Here is a 21,239-nt window from a genome sequence, read left to right as displayed (position 1 = left end):
CCCATGCGTGTAGGGCGCGGCCGTGGGTACTGAGCGGCCATGGCGCGCGACAACAGGTCCGTAGACGACGAGCACTCCCGCCCAGAGGGCGTCGATGACACCACCGTCGAGGCACTCGGCGAGCTGAGCAAGGCCCTGGAGACCATCCACCGCGTACGCGGACACCTCTACTCAGCCCATCAACTCGTAGGCGGCGCGGACCTGACCCTTGACCGAGTGGTGAAGCTGCTCCGGGACGCGGGGCACAAGCGCGTCGCCGACCGAGTCGAACACGAACTGTTGGGCCGCAACCTGTTACCTGGCCGCTGGACCTTCCAGATCATGGAGGAGTTCGATGACGGCTACTACGCGGCGTTTCAGGAGGTCGAGCGGTACGCGCGGGAGACTCTGGCTGGCGGTCGGCGGCACATCTACGAGGCGGAGATGAAGGAGCGTCGGCGTACCCCTGGGATGCCGGGGCATGAGGCTACGCCGCAGGAGTGACCGGCAGCCCGTTCGGGAGCATCGTGGCCAGGGCTTCGGCTCTGGCCTCGATGATTTTCATGCGGCCTTCGTACTCGATGGGTTCGCGGTGGGCAGCTTGGCTGGTGACCTGGCCGGGCCATTTGCGGTAGAGCAAGCCGTGCTCACGTGTGAAGTAGCCCTCGCTGACCGCGCTCGCCGCAAGGAGCAGGCCGGTGTCCTCGGAGGCCGGGAGTGCCATCCAGCCGCCGAGCGCCAAGAGCAGATCCCGGCGGATGCAGAGGGTGGCGGGATGGACCTGAGCGCGGTAGCCGTTGGCTTGCCAGAAGGCCAGGACGGCACCGCGGCTAATGGGTCCGCCGTCAGGGTCCATGTCCCATCCGACGGTTGACCCGTCGGGCATCAGGTCCAGGACGCGAGAAGTCGTCCAGCCGATGTGCGGGTGAGTCTCGAAGGCCGCGATGTCCCGCGCGAGCGCTCCGGCCATGAGTTGGTCGTCAGCGTCGAGCACCTTGACCAGGTCGCCGGTGACGCGGGAGAGAGCGAGGGTGCGGGCGACGCCGGGGCCGCCGGGACGACCGCCGCCGATGCTGATGCGAGGGTCGTCCGGCAGCACCTGGGCCAGTGTTCCGGTCTGCCCGTCCTCCTGGACGAGCCACTGCCAGTCCCACCCGTCGGGCATGTCCTGCTTGACCAACGAGTCGTACGCGCCGGCCAGGTACTCGACGCTGGGCGCATGGACTGGGGTGATGACTGAAACGAGGTGCGTCAAGTCTTCCACCGTTGCAGTTTGTGGGAGTAGACCAGTTCCGTCCGGTCCCCCGGCATCACCACGTCGGCCACCTCGACGACCCGGCCGGTGGTGTCGATGGAGGTCTTGCGCACGGTCAGCACCGAGACGCCCGGGTCGATGTCGAGGAGTTCCGCCTCATCTGGCGACGGCGGACGCGCCCGAACCTCATCCTCGATGCGATCCAGCTCGACGCCGACCGTGTAGAGCTGGTGCTGTGAGCCGCCGGGCCAAGGTTCATTGCTGGCGTCGAGCAGGTCCGGGTTCGCGGCCACCAGCTCATAAGGAAGGTACGAGTACGACATGGTCAACGGCGCGTTCTCATGCCGCGACGACGTCCAGTAGACCCGGCGCAGCAACGGCGTACCCGGCTCCACTTGCAGGGCCGCCGCCATGTCCGCGTCCGCCTCGACGCGGGTGTACTCGGCATGGAACTTGAGGTCATCGACGGTCAGGCCAGTGTCATGCTCAGTCGCGCCGGTCTTGAGCCGCTCGTCCTGGTCGAGCAGGACCCGATCCTTCTCCCACTGGTACCGCTCCGCGTTACGACGCCGTACCCGTTGGCGGGGTGCCCGTACGTAGGTGCCGCGTCCCTGCTCCGCGCGGACCAGGCCCCATTCGCGGAGCTGGCGGATGGCGTTGCGGACGCTGGTCCGGGACAGGCCCGACGTGTCGGCCAACTCCGTCTCGGACGGCATCAGGGTGCCGGGGGCGAGTTCCCCGCTCGTGATCTTGACCCGCAACTCTTCGGCGAGTTGCAGGTAACGAGGGCGCCAGTCCCGGCCATGCACACCGGTCACCGTACCCCCTAGACGTTCCAACGACTGCCAGGTGGTCCCACCCGCCGGCCGCTCCGGCGCCGCAGCCACCTCCACCGCCGGCCCACGCCGACGAGACACCACCGCAGGAGTACGACGGGAGTTGCGGCGATCAGTCGCGGTCATAGTTGCCCTCCAACGGTCGCCCCTTGGTCATCACGCGCCAGCGGGCGTAGGTCAGTTCGTAGATCAGCCGGTCGAGCTGCACCCGCGACAGCAGCACGGATTCCGTCCCGCCGGAACGGGTCGCGTCGACCTTGACGACCGGGTCGCGGCGACGGAACCGGTCCAGGAGCAGTTGCACACTCACCCAGCCGCTGCGCTCGGTGCCCACCGTGGCGAGCAGCCCCCGGTGCATCGGATCGTTCGGGCCGCAGCCACGGCACCAGTCGGGACAGTCGGAGTCCTTCGCCGCCCTGGCCGGCCGCGCGCCGGTGGGCTCGTCAGTCGCCGCCATGCTCGCCCCCTTCAGGCTCGGCCTGGGCCAACAGCGACCGCAGTTGCTCCACCAACTGCCTGACCTGAGGCAGCGGCAGTTCCGCCCAGGGACCGCCTATCCGGCAGGACACGTGCACCATGACTCTCGGCTCCTGGCCGTCGGACCCGACCAGGTACGACACGACCGACCCGGACGCCCAGGCGTCACCGACCTTCAGTGACGCGCCCCGGTGACGCCGAGGCATGTGCGACATCACCGGCGGGACCAGATGCCCGCACCGATCCGACGCGCACCAGTCCGGATGCACAGGCTGCCTCGTCGGCCGGCGCGGCGCACTCACTTCGGCCACCTCCCGCCGTTACCCCGGTACGCCTGCCCGAGGGTCATGAAGGGCGGCTGCCGCAGCGCCGGCAACTCCCGCGTCCACTCCGCCGCCCAGCGCGACGAATTGCGGAACATAGTGGCGGGATGAACCTCGTTACGGCTGCCGGCTGCCGCCGGGGCGATTCGGTTTGGCCGTCGGCGCGACCGCCAGGACGAGAACCAGGCACGTCGACGATGAGAGCCAGGCATCGCACCTCCACACGTAGGGAGCCGGCGACCGACCAGGGGGACCAATCGGCCGCCGGCCCGACAGAGGGCACGGCGCACCGCCCGACACCGGACGGGTCGGGTATCGCCGAACCACCTTGTACGCGCGGCCACCGCAACCGGCCCACCAGGACGCCGCGCCTCCACACGACCAGGCCGACGCAGCACCACCCCTGATACATGCCGTCATCCCAGCCGCACCCTCGGAAACGTACCTACAAGTGGACGAGTTGTCTACACATCAAAACGAGGCTTCCGCTTGGCACTTGGTAAGACAAGTGCCAGGTACTGTGATCAGGTGCCCACCCCGCACTACGGACAGCCCCGCTACCGCGCCATCGCCGACGAGTTAAGAGAGCGCATAGAGACCGGTGCTATCCCAATGGGCACCCTACTACCGCCAGAGAGCGCCCTCGCTGCGGAGTTTCGGGCCAGTCGCGGCACAATCCGCCAAGCCATCGCGGTTTTGCGCGAGGAGTTGATAGTCGCAACCGAACATGGCCGCGGCACGTACGCGACTCCACGCGCATTCGAGGGGATGCTTGGAGAGGCGTCCGAATCGGAGACACAGCAGCGTCATGTCGCCGCCGACCCGGAGCTTGCGGCCCTCTTCGCCGTCGAGGTCGGCTCGCTCCTAGTGGAACAACAGATTGTTACACAAACAAGTGGGACGGTCTGGACGGTCGCGAGAATCTACCGACGACGTCCGTCGCAGGGGCATCCGCACGACCCGTCAAGCTCCGCTTGATATGGAAGACAGAGCGAACCACCTTTCCGCGAGGCAGAGACAACGGCACGGGATGGCACGGCCAAGCTTTAAGCCCAACCTGTCTCGATGCATTAATCCGATGCAGACGAGCCTCTTCTTTGAGGAGCGGTAGAGGAAGGGTGAAACCAATGGTTGGGCGAGCCGCTTGCCGGCGGAAGCTTGGGTGTTTGGGAGGAACGCGCCATGGATAGCTCATCGATATTTGTCCAAGACGCCACGGTCGGAATAATTAATGGGGTAATTGATGCCATAGAAGCAAGTGCTTCAATCGCAGGCGTTGACCGCATGGACGTTGCGGTGGCTTATGCAAGCGCAGCTGGGGTCGACTTGCTGGAGAGCAGACTGAGCAATATGGCCCGTTGGCGACGATGGCAAAAGCGTTTCCTCGTAAGCATCGACTTTGGCACAACCCAGCCGTCTGCGCTGGACCGGCTTCGCCGTTTACCAAACTCAGAGGTGCGAGTCCCCCGCGGCAGAGAGGTCCTAGCGCGTGCCGGGTTAGCACCCAGAGTGCCGTTCCATAGTAAAGCATGGATCTTCTATAGGTCGAGGTACCGAACCCCCGCGTCGGTAGTTATTGGTTCGGGAAACCTTACAGTTAGCGGTCTTGCCACGGGCGGCGAAGCCGCCTTAGCGCACGTGTGGCCTATCGGCTCACGAGATACTCCAGGACAGGCAGGCACCGAGCAATTAACGAATTGGTATGAGCAAGTGTGGGACATGGCCGATCCCGTCGACGCGATCCTTCCATCTTATAGGATTAATGCATCGAGGTCAGTTATGGGAGGGCTTCCTGCTGAAGACTCCTCACCTGCTGCGACCGCCTATGACGAAGCCTCAGTGTCGGAGGGCACCGTTCCGCCAGATCTAACTGCCATGCACGCAGGCGCCGAAGCACTATACGTGTACGTGGACAGGGCGATCCGCAACAGGGGCCCAAGTAGGCCGGGGAGCCAGATTGATACACCGCTGGGCACTAGCACCTTCTTTGGGATGCCCGCAGGAAGAGCGCCCGGTGTCATCGGCACAGTATCCATGCGCATTGCTGGCTTTCCACCGGTCCCTCGAACCATTCGGGTCGGCTCCAATGGGATGGACAAGATCAATCTACCGATTCCCGGCCGAGACGCCCCCGATACCTACGACAACTCAATCCTTATCTTTAAACGCACTAGTGAACTAGATTCCGACGGCAATGACCTGTTCGACTTGGAAGTTACAGACGAGGACGGCTTGCGACACCGCGAGTATTTTGCCACTGCCGTTTGTCCGCTCCGCATGGCCGGCGGACGCAAGTATGGCCTACTGTTCGGCGCGCTTGATGGCTCGTAGGGGACGACGCCTTGAAGGAACTCCTACTACCTGGCTAGGCGAACCACTACACAGCACGTACCACGACCGGCCACGCGCTCCGCAGAACGCAGCCGCCGAAGCACGGGCAGGTACGCTGCCCAGCACTGGTCCACGAACGTCTGGATGACCTATGCCCCCCACCGCTGTGCTAGCCGCCGTCAGCCGCCTTGCCTCTCGGGAAGGCACCCGAACGGAAGCGGACATCCAAGCCGACGTCTACTTCCTCCTCACCTCCGGGAGCCTGGCGCTTCAGCCGTGGCAGGTTGCAAGGCTTGAGGTACCGACCAACGACGGGACCAGGCGTCGCCTCGACGTAGAGATCGGCCACTGTGTGATCGAGGTCAAGAAGGATCTCCGGCTTTCTGGCGTGCGTTCGGATGCCGAAGCCCAGTTAGCCGGTTACGTACGGACGCAGACGGATCGGCTGGAAGCTCGGTACGTAGGAATTCTTACTGACGGCACCGATTGGTGTCTGTATCACCTGGAGGGCGGAAATCTTCAACAAGCAGCGCATCTATCTCTGAACCCAACTGCGCCGGACACCGATCGACTGCTCATTTGGCTCGAAGCCATTTTAGCCACGCAGCCTTCCGTGCAACCCACTCCACTGGAAATAGCCCGTCGGCTCGGCGCGGACTCTCCAGCGCACCTGCTTGACCAGGCAACTCTTCGTGCAATGTATGACGAAGCCGCATCAATCCCGGAAGTGAAACTAAAGCGGGACCTATGGGCGAAGCTGCTACGCACTGCATTCGGTCGAGCATTCATCGACGACGAGCGCCTGTTCATCAACCACACATTACTTGTACTCACAGCGGAGATCATCGCTCACGCCGTCGTCGGATTCGATGTATCCAATCCGGCAGAAATGCCCGCTGCGACGCTCGTCCAAGGCGCCGCCTTCGCCAGCGCAGAAATCCACGGCGTCGTCGAGGCCGATTTCTTCGACTGGGTTCTCCATGCTCCGGGGGGATCGAAGTTCGTTAGTGAGCTTGCTCGTCGTCTAGCTCGGTTCAACTGGAGCAAGGTCGAGCACGACGTGCTGAAAACGATATACGAATCGGTTATCGCAGCTGAATCTCGGGCCAGCCTGGGAGAATACTACACACCAGACTGGTTGGCCGATCGTGTCGTCGATGCCGCCATTGCGGAGCCGCTCACGCAGCGCATTCTTGACCCTGCCTGCGGTTCCGGCACCTTCCTCTTCCACGCTGTGCGCGCCTATCTAAGAGCGGCTGACGAGGCGGGTGTACCTAACGGCAGAGCAGTAGCCGCTCTTACTGAACGCGTTTGCGGAATGGATATCCATCCCGTAGCAGTAACGCTGGCTCGCGTCACTTACCTCTTAGCTATTGGAAAAGAACGGCTTGCTGCCGAGGACCGAGAGCCCATCGCGATACCCGTATACTTGGGCGACTCAATCCAGTGGGAGCAACGCCGGGATCTCTTCGGTGGTCTTGACACTGTTACCATCTCAACTGCAGGAGATGATCTGGTTGACGGCGGCGCGGGCGTGCTGTTCGGGGACGACCTTGCCTTTCCTCGGAGGGTTCTCCGCGATGCTGCGACCTTTGATCGGCTTGTCACGGCGATGGCCAATAAGGCGACCGAAAAGGTCAGCAAGTCTGGCAAGTCAAGCAGAGATATTGTAGCTCCAGTGCTACGGCAGTTTGGCATCCACGCAGATGACGTAGATCAATTGACGGCAACCTTCGACACAATGCGTCGACTGCAGAATGAGGGCCGTAACCACATCTGGGGATACTACGTCCGCAACCTGATCCGACCCCTGTGGCTCTCGGAAGAATCCAACAAGGTTGACGTTCTAATAGGTAATCCGCCATGGTTGCGATACTCGAAGATGACCAAGCCAATGCAGGATCGATATAAGGGACTGGCTGGCGAACGGGGGTTGTTGTCCGGCGGCCTGGGCGCGTCCGGCCGTGACCTTTCAACGCTCTTCGTTGCTCGAACTGTGGAGCTTTACCTTAAAACAACTGGTAGGTTTGCGTTTGTAATGCCCCACGGAACTCTGACTCGAAAGCCTCACGACGGGTTTAGGTCCGGGGCTTGGAGTTCACAGACCGTCGGTAATTTGGCTGTCAAGTTTGATGAACCGTGGGACCTGTCCGCAGCGCCTACAGGATTTCCAATGGTGTCGTGCGTTATTCACGGGACTCTAGGCCCAGGTCAAGCCAAGCGAATGCCGTCGACCGCCAAGGCGTGGACCGCAAGGCTGCCAAGTCCGAATGTTACTTGGGCAGCGGCGCAAGGGAAGTTTTCGACCACCAGTAAGCGCCTGTCGGCACTTGATGGGTCCGACCTATCTCCGTCTCCCTATAAGAAGCGCTTCCGGCAGGGAGCAATCTTCGTACCGCGCGCCCTGTTGTTCGTCACCGAGGCCCCAGCGGGCCCGCTCGGAGCAGGAGCCGGGCGTATTCGTCTGCAGTCGCGCCGTACAAGTAACGAAAAACCTCCGTGGAAGCATGTCCCGTCCCTTAACGGGACAGTTGAGAAGGCTTTTGTACGGAGAGTCCACCTGGGGGAAACTCTTCTGCCGTACCGCATGCTTGAGCCATTGCGCGCGGTGCTGCCCATCTCGGCAACTGGCATCCTGGCGCGTACGGTAGTCGAGGAGTATCCGGGACTCGGAGCCTGGTGGGCGGAAGTCGAAAAGACTTGGGACGCGCACAAGTCGGAAGGGGATGGTTCTACGCTGCTGGAGCGCCTCGACTACCACGGGCAACTCGCCGCCCAGTTACCCGCAGCAGGCCACCGCGTATTGTACAGCAAGGCTGGCAACACTTTGGCGGCGGCGCGCATCTCTAATCCGGATTTTCAAATCGATCACATGCTTTATTGGGCGGCCGCAAGCAGCCTTGAAGAAGCTCGCTACTTAACAGCCATCCTGAATTCGACGACCGTGCTCGAAAGAGTCAAGCCCTTGCAGGCTCTGGGGCTATTCGGTGCACGCCATTTCGACAAGGCTGTCTTCTCCGTGCCTATCCCGACCTACGATTCAGAGGACTCCAACCATAATCAGCTGGTTGCGCTGGCAACTGAAGCCGAGGAAATTGCACATGGGATAGAGCTTGGAAATGTTCGCGACTTCAAGGTTGCCCGGCGGCTTATTCGTGATTCCCTCGCCAGCTCAGGCCTCGCTCGAAAGCTCGACGAGACCGTTGCGCGGGTGATTCCCGAACGTCAAGCCTAGTTCAATCGGCGCTACCTCTAGGCCGAAGTGCATCGCTATCGCGCTTGCCTGCTGCTTCTCATGGGGCGCATGAGGAACGCAATGGCGGTTCGCGCCAAGGACCGGAGAGGGCCAACGCCTTGTAGGCGAGATACTCATCATGCCCCTCTCATTCCCCTTTGCCGAATTCCTCTCTTATGGATCAAGGCACCGCGCTCCGCGCGGTGCAGGGCGGGAAGCCCGGCCGGCGGCAAGCCGCCCCGGCCGCCTACGGCACCGGGGCGGTGAGCCACCGACAGCCGCCGGGACACCGCCCCCAGCACGTCAGGAGCCAGGCCCTGCGAGGCCGTGACGGAAGCTAGCGAGTCGGCCTGGTCGCGTGGTCAAGGCTTCCGGCTGCCGCGCCAGTCCAACCCCGGGACTGGCTTGCCACCGTGTCACGGGGTCGCGGCACCAGCTCCACCGCCAGGACGTACCCGGCCCTCCCTCGCCGCCGGCCCCGACGCAGAACCCCCGAGCGCCGACCCTGGAGAGCCCTCACGACGGCGCAGCCCGTCCGGCCCAAGCCAAGCCAACTGAGCCCACGCTCAGGGCGTCTCCAGGGCGTCAGGGCGTCTCCAGGGCGTCAAACGCCGCCCAATGTTGACCATGAACGACCATCGACACCCGAACATAGAGCCAGCTCAGGGCCTTGATCACGGCTCTGAGCTGGTAGGCGACGGACGAGTCGACCTGTACGCCGGATTCTGTGCCCGGCGCGCACCTGGGGTGCGTGCCGGCGGCGGCCATCCATCTCGGCCTGCCGTTGCCGGCAGGCTCATGCGGCCTACCCGCAGACATCGGGCGGGCCGCCCTCAAGCGTCTGCGCGGGCGTCATCCTGCGATGACGGCCCTTACTTGGCCTTGCTCCGGGTGGGGTTTACCGAGCCATCCCGGTCACCCGGGATGCTGGTGGGCTCTTACCCCACCGTTTCACCCTTACCGTCCCCGATGGGGCCGGCGGTCTGTTTTCTGTGGCACTGTCCCGCGGGTCGCCCCGGGTTGCCGTTAGCAACCACCCTGCCCTGTGGAGTCCGGACGTTCCTCGGCGGCGGGCCGCAGCCCGCCGACGCGACCGCCCGGTCGACTCGTCCGTCGCGCACCCATCCTAACGACCTCAGGTCCGCGACTATTGCCGCGCCTGTGTCAGGGTCGGCGGGCACGAGGCTCGCGCAGGTCACGCGGGCAGCCCCGACCCCGCCGCCTGGCCTGGTCGACGCGCCGCCGACGATCCGTGGCAGTGGAGGTGGTTCCTGGCCGGCGTGTCGGGCACCTTTACCGCCACGGATGGCGCACACCAGACGCTGACGTCGCGGGCACGGCGGCACCGGGGGCCGGGGGCAGGGGTGGGCACGCGATGGTTCGGCGGCGTGGGGGTGGGCGTACGGATAATGGTGCCGTGACGATGCCGCCGTTTCCCGAACCGACCGCGCCAGCCGACGGGCGGGCCGAGGTGTTTCTGCGCTACCTCGATTATTTCCGGGAAAGCGTCCTGGCGAAGGCTGCCGGGCTGACCGAGGAAGAGCGGCGGGGCAGCCGACTGCCGTCCGGCTGGACCCCGCTGGAGTTGCTCAAGCACCTGCGCCACGTGGAACTTCGCTGGATCGAGTGGGGGTTCCAGGGGCGCGACGTCGCGGACCCGTGGGGCGACCAGCGAGACGACCGGTGGTACGTCGCGCCGGAGGAGAGCTTCGCGGAGCTGACGGCCGCGCTGCGGGCTCAGGGCGCGCACACCCGGGCGGTGGTCGAGGGCACCGACCTGGCGGCACGCGGGATGCCGGGGCCACGGTGGGAGGGCGCGGATCCGGCGTCGCTGGAGCGGGTGATGTTCCACCTGGTCCAGGAGTACGCCCGCCACCTCGGGCACCTCGACATCGTGGCCGAGCTGGCCGGTGGTCCGCTGGGCGAGTAGCTCCGGCGAGGGTACGGGCCGCGATCTCCCGCAGCCCGTCCGGTCGGGCGGCGGCCCGCGTCCCGGACAGCTAGCCTGCGGATCATGGAACTCGCCGAAGCCGCGTTACTGCTCGCCGCCGGTCTCGCCGCGGGTACGGTCAACGCGGTGGCCGGTGGTGGGTCGCTGATCACGTTTCCGGCGCTGCTCGCGATCGGGTTGCCGCCGGTGCCGGCGAACGTCACCAACTCGCTGTCGGTCGCCCCCGGGTATTTCGCCGCCGTGGCGGGCAGTCGGGTGGATCTGCCCCGGTCACGGCTGCTGACCGCGTTGGTGCCCACCACCGTGGTCGGCGCGTTGGCCGGTGCCGGGCTGCTGCTGGTCACCCCGGCGCGGGCGTTCGAGCTGGTCGTACCCTTCCTGGTGCTGGGGGCGACCGCGCTGCTGGCGTTCCAGGATCCGCTGCGCCGGCTGGTCGGCCATCCGCGTGACCTGGGGCCACGCCGCCGGGCCGTGACGGTCCAGGTGGTGGTGGCGCTTGCCGCGGTGTACGGCGGCTACTTCGGCGCCGCCGTCGGGGTGATGCTGGTCGCCGGGCTGGCCCTGGTGCTGGACGCGACGCTCGCCCGGGTGAGCGCGATCAAGAATCTGCTTTCCGCCGTGATCGGCCTGACCACCGTGGTCGTCTTCGCCATCGCCGGCCCGGTGAACTGGGCCGGGGTCGCGGTTATCGCTCCGGCCACGCTGGTCGGCGGGTACGCCGGCGCCCGCCTGGTCCGCCGGCTCCCCTCGGCGGTCCTGAAGACCATCATCGTCGTCTTCGGCACCCTCATCGGCACCTACCTGCTGTGGCGCGCCCTCGCCTGAACCGCCGATCTTGCGCCTGGTGTCCCCGCAAATCGGGCATCAGTTACCTATCGACGACCAAAAGTGCAAGATCGACGAGGCGAGGCGGGGCGTGGGGTGGGGCGGGTCAGAGGTGGGCGAGGTGGGCGGTTTCGTTTACGGAGCGGACGGCGACGCCGCCGTCGGGCCAGCGGTCGAGGACGGAGATGCCGGCCGCGTCGAGGTAGAGGCGGTGCAGGAAGGAGTCGGTGGCGGCGAGCGCGTCGCGCAGCATCAGCTTGATCGGCGAGACGTGCGAGACCACCACGACGGTCTGACCGGGGTACGCGTCGAGCAGTCGCCGCGCCACCCGGGCACACCGTTCGGCGACCGCGGCGAACGACTCGCCGTCCGGCGGGGCGACCCGGGTGGAGGCGAGCCACGCGTCGAGTTCGCCGGCCCAGCCCTCGCGTACCTCGGCGAAGGTGCGCCCTTCCCAGGCACCGAAGTCGCATTCGATGAGTTCGTCGTCGCGGCGTACCGGCAGGTCACCGACGGCGGCGGCGATCGCCTCGGCGGTCGCCGTGCACCGGGACAGCGGTGAGCTGACCACGGCCACGGCGTCCGGGGCGAGCGCGGCCACCCGCGCGGCCGTGGCCCGCACCTGAGCCTGCCCCTTGCTGCTGAGCGGGATGTCACCGCGACCGGAGTAGCGGCCCTGCTCGGTGTACTCGGTCTCGCCGTGCCGGACCAGGATGAGCCGGGTGGCCGTGAAGCTGGGTCGGGGCTCCCAGGACACCGGGGCGCTGGTCAGGTCGGCACCCGGTGACTCGGCCCGGGCGGCGACCTCGGCGGCACCGCCGCCGGCGGGCTCCGGGCCACCGAGGCGGCGCGGCGGCTCGACCACGCGGGGCGGCTCGACGGTCGGCGTGGCGACGCCGGACGCGGCCGCGGCGTCCATCGCGGCGTTGGCGAGGGCGTCGGCGTGGGTGTTGCGGTCCCGGGGGATCCAGCTGAACCGTACGGCGGTGAACCGGCTGACCAGTTGGGCGGCCTCGGCGGCCAGCGGGCGCAGACCGGGGTGCTTGATCTGCCAGCGGCCGCACATCTGCTCGACGACCAGCTTGGAGTCCATCCGCACCTCGACCTCGTCGGCACCCAGTTCGGCGGCGGCGGCCAGGCCGGCGATCAGTCCCCGGTACTCGGCGACGTTGTTGGTGGCGGTGCCGATCGCCTCGCTCCGCTCGGCCAGCACCTCGCCGGTTGCCGTGTCGCGGAGCACCGCACCGTATCCGGCCGGGCCGGGGTTGCCCCGGGATCCACCGTCGGCCTCGACGAGGACCGTCCGCGTGGCCATCGGCTACAGCCCGGACTCGTTGGTGCGGACCATGATCCGGCGACACTCCTCGCAGCGGACCACGTCGTCCGGGTCGGACTTGCGGATCCGGGCCAGGTCGGCGCCGGAAAGCTCCAGCCGACATCCGCCGCAGCGGCCGGCGGTCAGCAGCGCCGCACCGAGTCCGGAGTCGGTGCGGATCCGGTCGTAGAGCTGCACCAGGTCGGTGGGCAGGTCGTTGGCGAGGGGCTGCCGGGCGGAGCGCTTGAACTCCTCCTCGCGACCGATCTCGGCGAGGCTGTCGTCGCGCCGCTGCTCGGTGGCGGCCCGCCGTTCACGCACCTCGGCCAGCCGCTGCTCCACCCCGTCCAGCACCGACTGGGCGGTCTCCCGCTGCTCCATCAGCTCCAGCTCGGCGTCCTCCAGGTCGCTCTGCCTGCGGTTGAGGGAGGCCAGCTCGTGCTGGAGCGCCTCCAGCTCGCGGGCCGGGCCGGTGCCGGCGGCCAGCCGGTCCTCGTCCTTGGTCTTGCGCGCCCGGACCTGGTCCACGTCCTTCTCCAACCGGGCGATGTCGCGGTCCAGGTCGTCGACCGCCACCTGGGCGCGGACCCGCTCGTCCTCCAGGGCGGACAACTCCCGGGCGAGGGCCTCCAGTTCGGCCCGCTCGGGCAACGACCGACGCCGGTGGGCGAGCTGGGCGAGGGCGGTGTCGATCGCCTGGAGATCGAGCAGGCGGCGCTGGACCTGGGGGTCAGCCTTCACGGTCGGGCTCCTTGTCGTCCGCTGCGGGTTCGTCCGGCGCGGGTTCGTCCGGGTGCGGTGAGGCGGCGTGCACGGTCCACGGGTCGGTGTCCAGGTCGGACACCAGGGTCTCGACGCCGGGCGCGGCCCGTAGCAGCGCCGCGAGGTCGTCCAGCCACGGCCGTTCGGTGGCCCAGTGGGTGGCGTCGAGCAACGCCGGCCCTCCGGTGGCGAGGTGCTCGCCGGCCGGATGGTGGCGCAGGTCCGAGGTGAGGTAGGCGTCCACCCCGGCGGCGGCGGCGTCGGCCAGGAAGCTGTCCCCGGCGCCACCGCAGACTGCCAGGGTACGCACCATGCGGTTCGGATCGCCCGCGGCGCGCACCCCGGCGGCGGTGGCCGGCAGTACGGCGGCGGTCCGGCGGGCCAGTTCGGCGAGGGTCAGCGGCTGCGGCAGCCGGCCGATCCGACCGGCACCGCGCCCCTCCCCCTCGGCGGGGGTGCCGGGGCGGGCCGGTTGCAGCGGGCGCAGGTCGAGCAGGCCGAGCCGGGCGGCGAGGGCGTCGGACACGCCCGGCACGGCCACGTCGGCGTTGGTGTGCGCGACGTAGAGCGCGACATCGGCCTTGATCAGCTGGTGGACGATGCGGCCCTTGTAGGTGGTCGGCGCCACCGACGACACCCCGCGCAGCAGCAGCGGGTGATGGGCGATGATCATGTCGACGCCCGCGTCGAGCGCCTCCGCGACCGTCTCGGGCACCACGTCCACGACGCAGAGGATCCGGCGTACGGGGGCGGACGGCTCGCCGAGCACCAGGCCGACCCGATCCCACTCCTCGGCCCAGGCCGGCGGGTAGTGCCGCGCCACCTCGGCCACCACGTCGGCGACGGTCGGTACGGCTGCGGTTGTGCTCACGGCCGGTGAGCTTACCGGCGTCAGCACTTCTACCGGACGTCACCCGGGCACACCGGGCCGGGCCGGTGTGCCCGGCCCGGGAGGCCAAGGAGCGGCTCGACCCGCTGCCGGCCCCGTCACATGCGAACGCCGTGCAGCGGCTCAGCCCGTTGGCCGCACGCAGACGCCGTGCAGCGGCTCGGTCCGATGCCGGTACGCGGACCTCGGAGACCCGGCCATGGACCTTGCCGCGGCTGGACCGTGAATTCTCCGGCGGTCGGTCCCGAACTGTCGCCCGGGCCCGACCGGCGGCGTCAGCCGTGGGCTGCCGCTCAACCGGTCCGGCAGAGGCGGTCACGCACGACGGTAAGCGGCAGCGCCCACGGGAAGGCATGCTGGTGCCGCTCACCCGTCCCCGGCGGATGCAGGGGGTAGACGTCATCGCCGAAGAGCACGCCCACCCCCCATTCGGAGAGCCGGGCGAGGCCCGCCCGGAAGGCGGGGTGGGCGGCCATCGCCGCGTTGGTGTACGGCACGGCCACCAGCGGTATCTCCCGGCCCTGGGCCTCCACCAGCAGCCCCAGGGCGAGGGTGTCCGCGATGCCGGCCACCCACTTGTTTACGGTGTTGACCGTGGCCGGGCAGACGATCATGGCGTCGGCGGTGGGCAACACGTCGGGGTCGCCCGGGTTCTTGTAGTGGGTGCGTACCGGGTGACCGGTCTGGCGGGCCAGTGCGGTGCGATCGACGAACTTGGCACCGTCGGGCGTGGTGATCACGCAGACGTCCCAGCCGTCCTGCTGGGCCAGGTCGACGAGCCGGCCCACGTCTCGGGCCAATGGCGAACCACAGGCGATGATGTAGAGCACCTGGCGGCGCCCGTCGTGGCGGTGCGAACCGGTCATGCCGGCTCCGAGGTCATACCCCTACTCCCATGTGCTCAGCCAACTCTGCGATCGGAGAAGGCGGCGCACCACGTGTGCGACGAAGAACGTCCGACATCACCTCGTGGGCGATCGGGCGGCAGCGGATCTCGGACGGCGCCAGGCGGTCACCGCGCAGCAGCATCTCCCCGGCGTTGGCCACATCGCCGATCAACGCGAAGCCCCGGGCCAGGTCGAGCAGGTGGTGCGCCCGGCGCTCGGGCAGCATCGCGTCGAACGGCGCGGGCTGGATCTTCTGGCGGTGCACCTCGACGGCCCGCCCGCCGTCGCCCAGCTCGACGGCGGCTGCCGCCCGGTGCAGCTCCACATTGGTCGGCCCGAACGAGGTCCAGTAGTGGTTGTGGTCGCCGCCGAGCTCGACCGCCGCAGCATGGGCTCCGTCGAGCAGATCCTCCACGGTGGCGGTGTCACCGATGCGGGAGGCGGCCATCGCACCCTGGAGCAGCAGCATCCCGTAGACGGAGAGGCGCTCGGGTCGGCTGTCGTTGCCGCCGCCCGGGGCGAGTTGGTTGGCGATCCGCACGTTCAGCTCCAGCGCCGGCCGGGGCCGGCCCATCGCCACCAGGGCGTTGCAGACCCGGGTGGTGGCGACACCGGCGAGCAACTGGTCGTCGGCGCGTTGCGCGACGGCGATGGAACGGTCGGCGGCGAGCCAGGCGAGGTCGCACTCGCCCAGCTTGCGCAGCACCGAGGAGGCAAGCTGGTAGACCTGCCCGAGCAGGTGGGCGGCACGCTGGGCCTGGTCACCGCCGTACGCGGCGTCGGCCGCCTGGGCGTCGCGGAGCAGCTTCGGCAGGGCCCGGGTGAGCATCCCGTAGCGGCCGTACTGGTAGGTCAGCCAGGCGTGGGTGACCGCCTTGCTCATGTCGGCCAGCGGAGGTGGGCTCGGTGCCGCGTCGAAGTACGCGCTGATCGAGTCGTAACGTTCCAGTGCGGCCCGGATCTCCTCGACCTCGAACTGGTCGATGCAGTTGAGCGCGTCGGTGCGCCGCTCCGGATCCTTGCCGAGCAGCAGCTGCACGTCCATCTGGAGGATGTCGGCGATCTCGTAGAGCACGGAGAACTTGTCCAGTCGCCGCACGCCCCGCTCGATCTTGTCGACCCAGCTCTTCGATTTGCCCAACCGGTCGGCGAAAACCTGCTGCGACATCTTCCGCCGGCCGCGCCAGTAGGCCACCCGCCGCCCGATGGGTAGCTCGTCCATCTCCCCAGTCCTCCCCTTGCTGGAGCCCTGGCCGGGGGCCGGGGGCCGTTCGTGGGCGCGGCGATCCGTCCGTATCTCAGGTTTCCGCTGGTCGCACAGGAGGTGCGTCAGCCGTCCGGCCGAACCTCGTACTTTTCGTGCAAGTTGCATCAGCCACTTTGCCAAACAAAACGAGGACGGGCTGCGGCAGTGACGGGTCTCGACGTACGAGCTGACGCCGGTCGGGCGCGGCGAGGGGAGATGGCACCAATGTGGGGGAATGTCGGTCCGCATGTGGCGCGGCTGTCGCCGTTGGAACGGGTACGGCTGCGCCGGATCGCCGTGCGCTACGCCCTGCACGGCTGGGCGATCACCCCGGGTGCCTGCCTGGCACGGAGCCGCTTCGTCTGCGGCCGGGCCGGCTGCCCGACGGTCGGCTGCCATCCGGCCCTGGAGGACTGGGAGCACGCGGCCAGCACCGACCCGGCGCGGGTGGCCACCTGGTGGCGGTCCCGGCCACACGGCGTACTGCTGCCCACCGGCCGCTCCTTCGACGTGCTGGAGGTCCCCGCCCACCTGGGCCGGCTGGTCCTGGACGCGGTGTGCGTCCACCCGGTCGGCCCGGGGGTACGCGGACCGGTGCTGGTCACCCCGACCGGGCGGTGGATGTTCCTGGTCCGCCCGGGCGACCCGCTGCGACCGGAACTTGAGCACTGTTTCGACGTGGTGCTGCACGGTCGCGGCTCGTGGGTTCCGGCGCCACCGACCCGACTGCCCGAGGGACAGGTCCGCTGGGCGGTCGCACCGGAACAGGCCCGATGGCAGCTACCGGACGCCTACCTGGTGCAGAACACGCTGGTCGAGGCGCTGCGAGCGACCGGAGTGAGGCTGACCTCGGCACTGGTCCCCGGCCATCTACCGCTGCCCCGCCGAGGCCGCTGACCGGGCGCGCGGTGCGATGGCCACCGGCCCCTGCCAGACACTCCGGCACGCACGTCGCCGCACTCCCCGGCGCCGGCAGCGAGACCCGAACGCACCGGCGCTCGTTGGATCCTTCGACGGCGCGCCTGCGCCGGGAGCGGGGATGCGATGTCCACCGGCGACACCAGACACCACCCGGGCGGAGCAGAGCCGCCCCGGCGACACCGGCCCGGCCACCGATGGGCGGCCACCCGTCCACCGGGTGCCCGGCCCGGCCGTCCCCGACCGACCGGATCCCGCCCAGCCATCACCCACCGCCCGGCCCGCTGGCCCTGACCCGCCCAGCTATCACCCACCGCCCACCTTCGAGCGCCACCCCGACCCCGCCGTCTGCGCCTGGTCAACGCGCAGCCGCGATCCGTGGCAGTGGAGGGAGTTCCTGGCCGGCGTGTCGGCCACCTTCGCTGCCACCGAACACGGCTGGCCGGGCCGGAAGGGCGAGGGGGCGGGAGGGCGAGGGCGGCGTCGGTGCGGTCAGTCGACGGGGTTGTCGGCCAGCGGCAGGTTGACGGAGTGCAGGCACCGCGCGTCGTCGGTGACCACCACGTGCCGGTGCGCGGGCAGCCGGTCCAGCCAACCGATCCCGGCCACCCCCATGGCCACGGCTGCGGTGGCGTACGCGTCGGCCAGTCCGAGGTCGTGCCCGACCACCGTCACCGACCTCAGACCCCGGGCCGGGGCTCCACGACGCGGATCCCGAACGTGGGGGCCACGTTCGTAGACACCCGACGTGGCGACCGCCAGGTCCGTCCCGGTGAGCACCAGACAGACCGCCGACGGGTTCCAGGGGTGCCGCACACCGATCCGCCACGGCAGTCCGGTCGAGGAGTGGCCCCGCACCCGGACGTCACCACCGGCGTTCAGGCAGTGGTTGTCGGCACCCGCCGCGCGCAACCGGTCCGAGGCCACCTGGACCGCCCAGCCCTTGACGTACCCGGACGGGTCCAGTCCGCCGGTGGCGTACGCGTCGAAGAAGCCGTCCGTGGCACCCCACAGGTCGGCGCAGCGTTCCAGCACCCGGCGCAGGTCGGCCGACGCCTCGGAGAGCAGCAGTTCGCCCCGGTCGAAGCGGCACACCTCGCTGTCCGGCCGGTAGGTGCTGAACCTCGCGTCCACCTCCCGCAGCCAGGCGAACACCTCGTCGGCCAGCGCGGCCAACTCCGTCGTGGGCCGGTCGTCGGCGATGTCGAGGCTGACCGGGGTACCCATCACGTGTTCGACCCGCCGCAGCCCGGGTCGGGTCAAGGTGTCCACGCTCATCGGGTCTGGTCGATCGCGGCCTGCAACGACCGCCGGTAGGAGTCGCTGGTCGCGGTCGCACCCGAAACGGTGTCCAGGTCGGCGCCCTGCCGTTCCACCACCATCCCCACCGCACCGCTGTAGCGGCTGTCGACCTGGTCGCTGCGCTGGTCGGACTGGGCCGTCCTGCGCGGCAGCTGAAGTGCAGCCGCATTGACGATCTGGTCGCCGACCACCGTGATGCGGACCTGCACGTCGCCGAACTCGTTGCTCACCACCGGTCCGACGACCGTGCTGGCGGTGGGTTGCGCGGCGGCCGGGCCGGTCCGGGACGCGGCCGGGGTCTTCGGTGCACCACTCGAAGCGGACCGGCTCGCCCTGGGTGCGCTGCGCGTCGGTTTCGGCGAGGTGCTGGCCCGCGGCGTCGCCTCCTCCGGGCGGGCTGCTGGTGCCGGTCCCTCGGCGGCGGTGGGGGCCTCCTGGGCGGGTTGACCGGTGCCCGGGGCGGCCTTGAACACCACCAGCGCGGTGGTGCTGGCGGCCAGGCCGGTGATCGCGAGAAGCGCGCGACGCATGCGGTGTGGGCCCTCTCAGAGTTCGAAGGTGGCGAGGTGGATCTGGCGGCGGCGGACGCCGGCCTGGCGGAGCACTCGGCGGTACTGCTCGACCAGGCCGGGTGGGCCGCACAGGTAGACGTCGCGACGGGCCACGTCCGGCACCAGCTGGCGCAGCCCGTCCGGGGTCATCACCTGCCGTGGGCCCGGGTCGTTGCGGGAGCCGACGACGTACCAGACCCGCAGACCGCGGTTTCGGGCCAGCCAGTCCAACTCCTCCTGCAACAGCACGTCGGCGGGGGTACGGGCCCGGTAGATCAGGGCGGCACCCGGCGGCAGTTCCTCCAGCATCGCCCGCAGCGGGGTGATGCCGCTGCCGGCGGCGATCAGCAGCGCACGTTCCCGGGTGCGGTGGGCTGCCGTGCAGGTGCCCGACGGGCCGACCGCCCAGACCCGTACGCCCGGGTCGAGATTGCGGAGGTCCTGGGTGTGCCGACCGACCACCTTGACGGTCAGTCGCAGCCAGCGGTCGTTGGCCGCGGCGGAGACCGAGAACGGGTGCGACTGCCACCAGCAGCCCCGGGTCAGGAAGCGCCAGCGGAAGAACTGCCCACCCAACAGCTCCAGCCGATCGAGGCCCGACCCGGTCAGGTAGAGCGAGACGGCGTCGGGACTTTCGGTGACCACGTCAGCGACCCGTAGCCGGTGCCGCAGGTTGAACCGCAGCGGGACGACCAACCGACCCCACAGCCACGCGGCGGCCACCAGCACGTACAGGGCGATCCATCCGGTACGCGCCGGACCGGGCCGGAACAGCTGGCTGCCGTTGCTGAACTGGTGGGCGAAGCCGAGCAGCAGCACGGCGTACGCGGCCAGGTGGGTGGCGTGCCACAGCTCGTACGGCAGCACCCGACGTACCGCCCGCACGCTTACCAACCCGACAAGCACCAGCAGACCGGCAGCGGCGAACGCGGAGACCATGTCCTGGTACTCGCGCAGCATCACGCCGGCCTGACCGAGCAGCGAGCGACCCTCCAGCCCGGCGTAGCCGACCAGGATCAGGGCCGCGTGGGCGAGCACCGCGACCAGCAGCGTGGCGGCGACGTCGCGGTGCCAGCGGGCGATCCGCTCGCCACCGGCCCACCGTTCCAGCACCGGCAGGCGGCTCATCATCAGCACCTGGACCAGCAGCAGGTAGCCGGCGACCAGTCCGGTGATCTGCCCGGCGGCGGTGGTCATCGCGGTGGAACCGGTCAACGAGCCGGCCGGGGTGTCCAGCCACCACGGCAGCACGCTGGCCACGAGACCGCCCAGGAACAGCACGATCAGCAGTCGCCGGCCACCGGCGCCGCGCCGCGGCACGGCCGGCGGTGGGGCGGGTGGATGCGACCCGGGCCCGGCGCGGAGATCCGGCCGGGGACTGACGTACGGGCGGGGGTAGGTCGTCACGCCCGGCCGCCGCACTCGTCGAGCTGATCGGCCATGCACCGTTTCCGATTCCTGCCGGGCGTCGACCCAGGACGTGACCGGTCTCCCGAGGTGCGACGCCTGCTGCCTGAGGGTTTGCCCCGGGAAGGTAGTCACCGGTCGGCATCCCGACAAGGCCGTCGACCGCCCCCCGGCCGGAGCACTTAAGGCGGAACTCATCAGGGGCAGGCGTCGGGCGGTTCTCGGCCTATTCGGGTACGCACGTCACAAGCAGGGCCTTCGCTGGTCGCCGATGCTCAGCGGGCGGCAATCCGACAACCGGTACCGTCGCCGCGCCACCCCGCCGCGAAGGCGAAATTTAAGCCTCGGATAAGGGGCCGCTCAGCTCTCGCCCGGCCGCGCTCCCGAGCCGTGGGCGCCAAAGTAGCAACAGGAAGAGCGCGTGAGCCCTCTCCGCAGCGGGTATTCCGTCGCACCGTTGCTGAACGCGTGAGGGGAAGGCACATGCTCAGCAAAGAGGATCAACGCAGATTTGAGCAGATCACCCGCCATTTGCGGGAGAGTGATCCGGCGTTCTTCGCCCGGCTCGACCACCGGGCCCGGGGCCGTCACGGCCGCTGGCTGCTGTTGTTGACCGTCGTGCTCTGGGCGGCGCTGCCGGCGACCACCGTGCTCGCCGGCCGGCTGGCCGGGGCGATCTTCGCGGTGGTGCTGTTGACCAATGCGGCGCTGATGTGGCGGTTCCGGCAACGTTGGCTGTGACCCGGACGG

The 21,239-nt window shown here is 68.6% G+C and carries 21 protein-coding genes and 1 other RNA gene; 8 read left to right on the top strand and 14 right to left on the bottom strand.

Annotated features, from left to right (window positions below; translation table 11 throughout):
* Nucleotides 1-39 precede the first annotated feature (39 nt).
* Nucleotides 40-483: a hypothetical protein gene (locus AB0J93_RS18420; RefSeq protein ID WP_363923297.1), complete on the top strand. Its 444-nt coding sequence runs from the start codon at nt 40-42 to the stop codon at nt 481-483.
* Here the strand turns inward: AB0J93_RS18420 and AB0J93_RS18415 are convergent.
* From AB0J93_RS18415 to AB0J93_RS18395, 5 genes are all read right to left on the bottom strand, one after another.
* Nucleotides 467-1,243 carry a glycosyltransferase family 2 protein gene (locus AB0J93_RS18415; protein ID WP_363923295.1) on the bottom strand — a complete coding sequence of 259 codons (777 nt, stop codon included), beginning with the start codon at nt 1,241-1,243 and terminating at the stop codon, nt 467-469. The genes AB0J93_RS18420 and AB0J93_RS18415 overlap by 17 nt on opposite strands.
* Nucleotides 1,231-2,052 (bottom strand): GntR family transcriptional regulator, encoded by an 822-nt coding sequence (locus AB0J93_RS18410; RefSeq protein ID WP_363923293.1) that lies wholly within the window; start codon nt 2,050-2,052, stop codon nt 1,231-1,233. Before AB0J93_RS18410 ends, AB0J93_RS18415 begins: the two co-directional genes overlap by 13 nt.
* Before the next feature lie 130 nt (nt 2,053-2,182).
* Nucleotides 2,183-2,527 (bottom strand): hypothetical protein, encoded by a 345-nt coding sequence (locus AB0J93_RS18405; protein ID WP_363923291.1) that lies wholly within the window; start codon nt 2,525-2,527, stop codon nt 2,183-2,185.
* Nucleotides 2,514-2,753 carry a hypothetical protein gene (locus tag AB0J93_RS18400; protein ID WP_363923289.1) on the bottom strand — a complete coding sequence of 80 codons (240 nt, stop codon included), beginning with the start codon at nt 2,751-2,753 and terminating at the stop codon, nt 2,514-2,516. Before AB0J93_RS18400 ends, AB0J93_RS18405 begins: the two co-directional genes overlap by 14 nt.
* Before the next feature lie 92 nt (nt 2,754-2,845).
* On the bottom strand, nt 2,846-2,968 hold the full coding sequence (locus AB0J93_RS18395; RefSeq protein ID WP_363923287.1) for a hypothetical protein: 123 nt from the start codon (nt 2,966-2,968) through the stop codon (nt 2,846-2,848).
* 430 nt (nt 2,969-3,398) lie between these two features.
* On the opposite strand from AB0J93_RS18395, the gene AB0J93_RS18390 reads away from it, so the two are divergent.
* From AB0J93_RS18390 to AB0J93_RS18380, 3 genes are all read left to right on the top strand, one after another.
* A complete protein-coding gene (locus AB0J93_RS18390; RefSeq protein WP_363923285.1) occupies nt 3,399-3,848 on the top strand; it encodes a GntR family transcriptional regulator in 450 nt (149 codons plus the stop codon).
* A gap of 1,113 nt (nt 3,849-4,961) precedes the next feature.
* A complete protein-coding gene (locus AB0J93_RS18385; RefSeq protein WP_363923283.1) occupies nt 4,962-5,201 on the top strand; it encodes a hypothetical protein in 240 nt (79 codons plus the stop codon).
* Nucleotides 5,202-5,352: 151 nt separating this feature from the next.
* Nucleotides 5,353-8,436 carry an N-6 DNA methylase gene (locus tag AB0J93_RS18380; protein ID WP_363923281.1) on the top strand — a complete coding sequence of 1,028 codons (3,084 nt, stop codon included), beginning with the start codon at nt 5,353-5,355 and terminating at the stop codon, nt 8,434-8,436.
* A gap of 698 nt (nt 8,437-9,134) precedes the next feature.
* On the opposite strand, the gene rnpB is transcribed toward AB0J93_RS18380, so the two are convergent.
* An RNA gene (rnpB, locus tag AB0J93_RS18375) (RNase P RNA component class A) lies at nt 9,135-9,545 on the bottom strand.
* A gap of 314 nt (nt 9,546-9,859) precedes the next feature.
* On the opposite strand from rnpB, the gene AB0J93_RS18370 reads away from it, so the two are divergent.
* Complete coding sequence (locus AB0J93_RS18370; protein ID WP_363923423.1) at nt 9,860-10,366, top strand: DinB family protein; 507 nt, start codon at nt 9,860-9,862, stop codon at nt 10,364-10,366.
* 84 nt (nt 10,367-10,450) lie between these two features.
* Entirely contained in the window at nt 10,451-11,212 is a 762-nt protein-coding gene (locus tag AB0J93_RS18365; RefSeq protein ID WP_363923279.1) for a sulfite exporter TauE/SafE family protein, read from the top strand.
* A 106-nt stretch (nt 11,213-11,318) separates the two neighbouring features.
* Here AB0J93_RS18365 and AB0J93_RS18360 read toward each other — a convergent pair whose 3' ends face one another.
* The 5 genes from AB0J93_RS18360 to AB0J93_RS18340 all read right to left on the bottom strand — a co-directional run bounded on the left by AB0J93_RS18360 (nt 11,319) and on the right by AB0J93_RS18340 (nt 16,287).
* A complete protein-coding gene (locus tag AB0J93_RS18360) occupies nt 11,319-12,527 on the bottom strand; it encodes a bifunctional RNase H/acid phosphatase (RefSeq protein ID WP_363923277.1) in 1,209 nt (402 codons plus the stop codon).
* Nucleotides 12,528-12,530: 3 nt separating this feature from the next.
* Entirely contained in the window at nt 12,531-13,268 is a 738-nt protein-coding gene (locus AB0J93_RS18355) for a C4-type zinc ribbon domain-containing protein (protein WP_363923275.1), read from the bottom strand.
* The gene (locus tag AB0J93_RS18350; RefSeq protein ID WP_363923273.1) at nt 13,258-14,160 is read right to left on the bottom strand and encodes a Nif3-like dinuclear metal center hexameric protein; all 903 of its coding nucleotides are present in this window, start codon (nt 14,158-14,160) and stop codon (nt 13,258-13,260) included. Before AB0J93_RS18350 ends, AB0J93_RS18355 begins: the two co-directional genes overlap by 11 nt.
* A 311-nt stretch (nt 14,161-14,471) precedes the next feature.
* Nucleotides 14,472-15,044: a flavoprotein gene (locus AB0J93_RS18345; protein ID WP_363923271.1), complete on the bottom strand. Its 573-nt coding sequence runs from the start codon at nt 15,042-15,044 to the stop codon at nt 14,472-14,474.
* Between the two features lie 13 nt (nt 15,045-15,057).
* On the bottom strand, nt 15,058-16,287 hold the full coding sequence (locus AB0J93_RS18340) for a helix-turn-helix domain-containing protein (RefSeq protein WP_363923269.1): 1,230 nt from the start codon (nt 16,285-16,287) through the stop codon (nt 15,058-15,060).
* A gap of 240 nt (nt 16,288-16,527) precedes the next feature.
* Here AB0J93_RS18340 and AB0J93_RS18335 point away from each other — a divergent pair, with 240 nt between their 5' ends.
* On the top strand, nt 16,528-17,208 hold the full coding sequence (locus tag AB0J93_RS18335; protein WP_363923267.1) for a bifunctional DNA primase/polymerase: 681 nt from the start codon (nt 16,528-16,530) through the stop codon (nt 17,206-17,208).
* Nucleotides 17,209-17,721: 513 nt separating this feature from the next.
* On the opposite strand, the gene AB0J93_RS18330 is transcribed toward AB0J93_RS18335, so the two are convergent.
* Genes AB0J93_RS18330 through AB0J93_RS18320 form a run of 3 tightly spaced genes read right to left on the bottom strand, consistent with a single transcriptional unit; the run spans nt 17,722 to nt 20,489 of the window.
* Nucleotides 17,722-18,456 carry an FAD:protein FMN transferase gene (locus AB0J93_RS18330; protein ID WP_363923421.1) on the bottom strand — a complete coding sequence of 245 codons (735 nt, stop codon included), beginning with the start codon at nt 18,454-18,456 and terminating at the stop codon, nt 17,722-17,724.
* 47 nt (nt 18,457-18,503) lie between these two features.
* On the bottom strand, nt 18,504-19,061 hold the full coding sequence (locus tag AB0J93_RS18325; protein WP_363923265.1) for an FMN-binding protein: 558 nt from the start codon (nt 19,059-19,061) through the stop codon (nt 18,504-18,506).
* 15 nt (nt 19,062-19,076) lie between these two features.
* Nucleotides 19,077-20,489, bottom strand: coding sequence for a ferric reductase-like transmembrane domain-containing protein (locus AB0J93_RS18320; protein ID WP_363923263.1), 1,413 nt, complete (start codon nt 20,487-20,489; stop codon nt 19,077-19,079).
* A 483-nt stretch (nt 20,490-20,972) separates the two neighbouring features.
* On the opposite strand from AB0J93_RS18320, the gene AB0J93_RS18315 reads away from it, so the two are divergent.
* Nucleotides 20,973-21,230, top strand: coding sequence for a DUF3040 domain-containing protein (locus tag AB0J93_RS18315; protein ID WP_093401288.1), 258 nt, complete (start codon nt 20,973-20,975; stop codon nt 21,228-21,230).
* Nucleotides 21,231-21,239 lie beyond the last annotated feature (9 nt).

Source organism: Micromonospora sp. NPDC049374, assembly GCF_040677165.1.
GTDB lineage: Bacteria > Actinomycetota > Actinomycetes > Mycobacteriales > Micromonosporaceae > Micromonospora.
Note: the sequence above shows the minus strand (reverse complement) of the source record. Positions and strands in the feature narration are given on the sequence as shown.

Excerpts from the sequence above, each read along its gene's own strand:
- AB0J93_RS18420 (WP_363923297.1), top strand. The coding sequence starts at position 40 with ATGGCGCGCGACAACAGGTCCGTAGACGACGAGCACTCCCGCCCAGAG.
- AB0J93_RS18405 (WP_363923291.1), bottom strand. The coding sequence starts at position 2,527 with ATGGCGGCGACTGACGAGCCCACCGGCGCGCGGCCGGCCAGGGCGGCG.
- AB0J93_RS18400 (WP_363923289.1), bottom strand. The coding sequence starts at position 2,753 with ATGCCTCGGCGTCACCGGGGCGCGTCACTGAAGGTCGGTGACGCCTGG.
- AB0J93_RS18395 (WP_363923287.1), bottom strand. The coding sequence starts at position 2,968 with ATGTTCCGCAATTCGTCGCGCTGGGCGGCGGAGTGGACGCGGGAGTTG.
- AB0J93_RS18385 (WP_363923283.1), top strand. The coding sequence starts at position 4,962 with ATGGACAAGATCAATCTACCGATTCCCGGCCGAGACGCCCCCGATACC.
- AB0J93_RS18380 (WP_363923281.1), top strand. The coding sequence starts at position 5,353 with ATGCCCCCCACCGCTGTGCTAGCCGCCGTCAGCCGCCTTGCCTCTCGG.
- AB0J93_RS18370 (WP_363923423.1), top strand. The coding sequence starts at position 9,860 with ATGCCGCCGTTTCCCGAACCGACCGCGCCAGCCGACGGGCGGGCCGAG.
- AB0J93_RS18365 (WP_363923279.1), top strand. The coding sequence starts at position 10,451 with ATGGAACTCGCCGAAGCCGCGTTACTGCTCGCCGCCGGTCTCGCCGCG.
- AB0J93_RS18360 (WP_363923277.1), bottom strand. The coding sequence starts at position 12,527 with ATGGCCACGCGGACGGTCCTCGTCGAGGCCGACGGTGGATCCCGGGGC.
- AB0J93_RS18345 (WP_363923271.1), bottom strand. The coding sequence starts at position 15,044 with ATGACCGGTTCGCACCGCCACGACGGGCGCCGCCAGGTGCTCTACATC.
- AB0J93_RS18340 (WP_363923269.1), bottom strand. The coding sequence starts at position 16,287 with ATGGACGAGCTACCCATCGGGCGGCGGGTGGCCTACTGGCGCGGCCGG.
- AB0J93_RS18335 (WP_363923267.1), top strand. The coding sequence starts at position 16,528 with ATGGCACCAATGTGGGGGAATGTCGGTCCGCATGTGGCGCGGCTGTCG.
- AB0J93_RS18330 (WP_363923421.1), bottom strand. The coding sequence starts at position 18,456 with ATGGGTACCCCGGTCAGCCTCGACATCGCCGACGACCGGCCCACGACG.
- AB0J93_RS18325 (WP_363923265.1), bottom strand. The coding sequence starts at position 19,061 with ATGCGTCGCGCGCTTCTCGCGATCACCGGCCTGGCCGCCAGCACCACC.
- AB0J93_RS18315 (WP_093401288.1), top strand. The coding sequence starts at position 20,973 with ATGCTCAGCAAAGAGGATCAACGCAGATTTGAGCAGATCACCCGCCAT.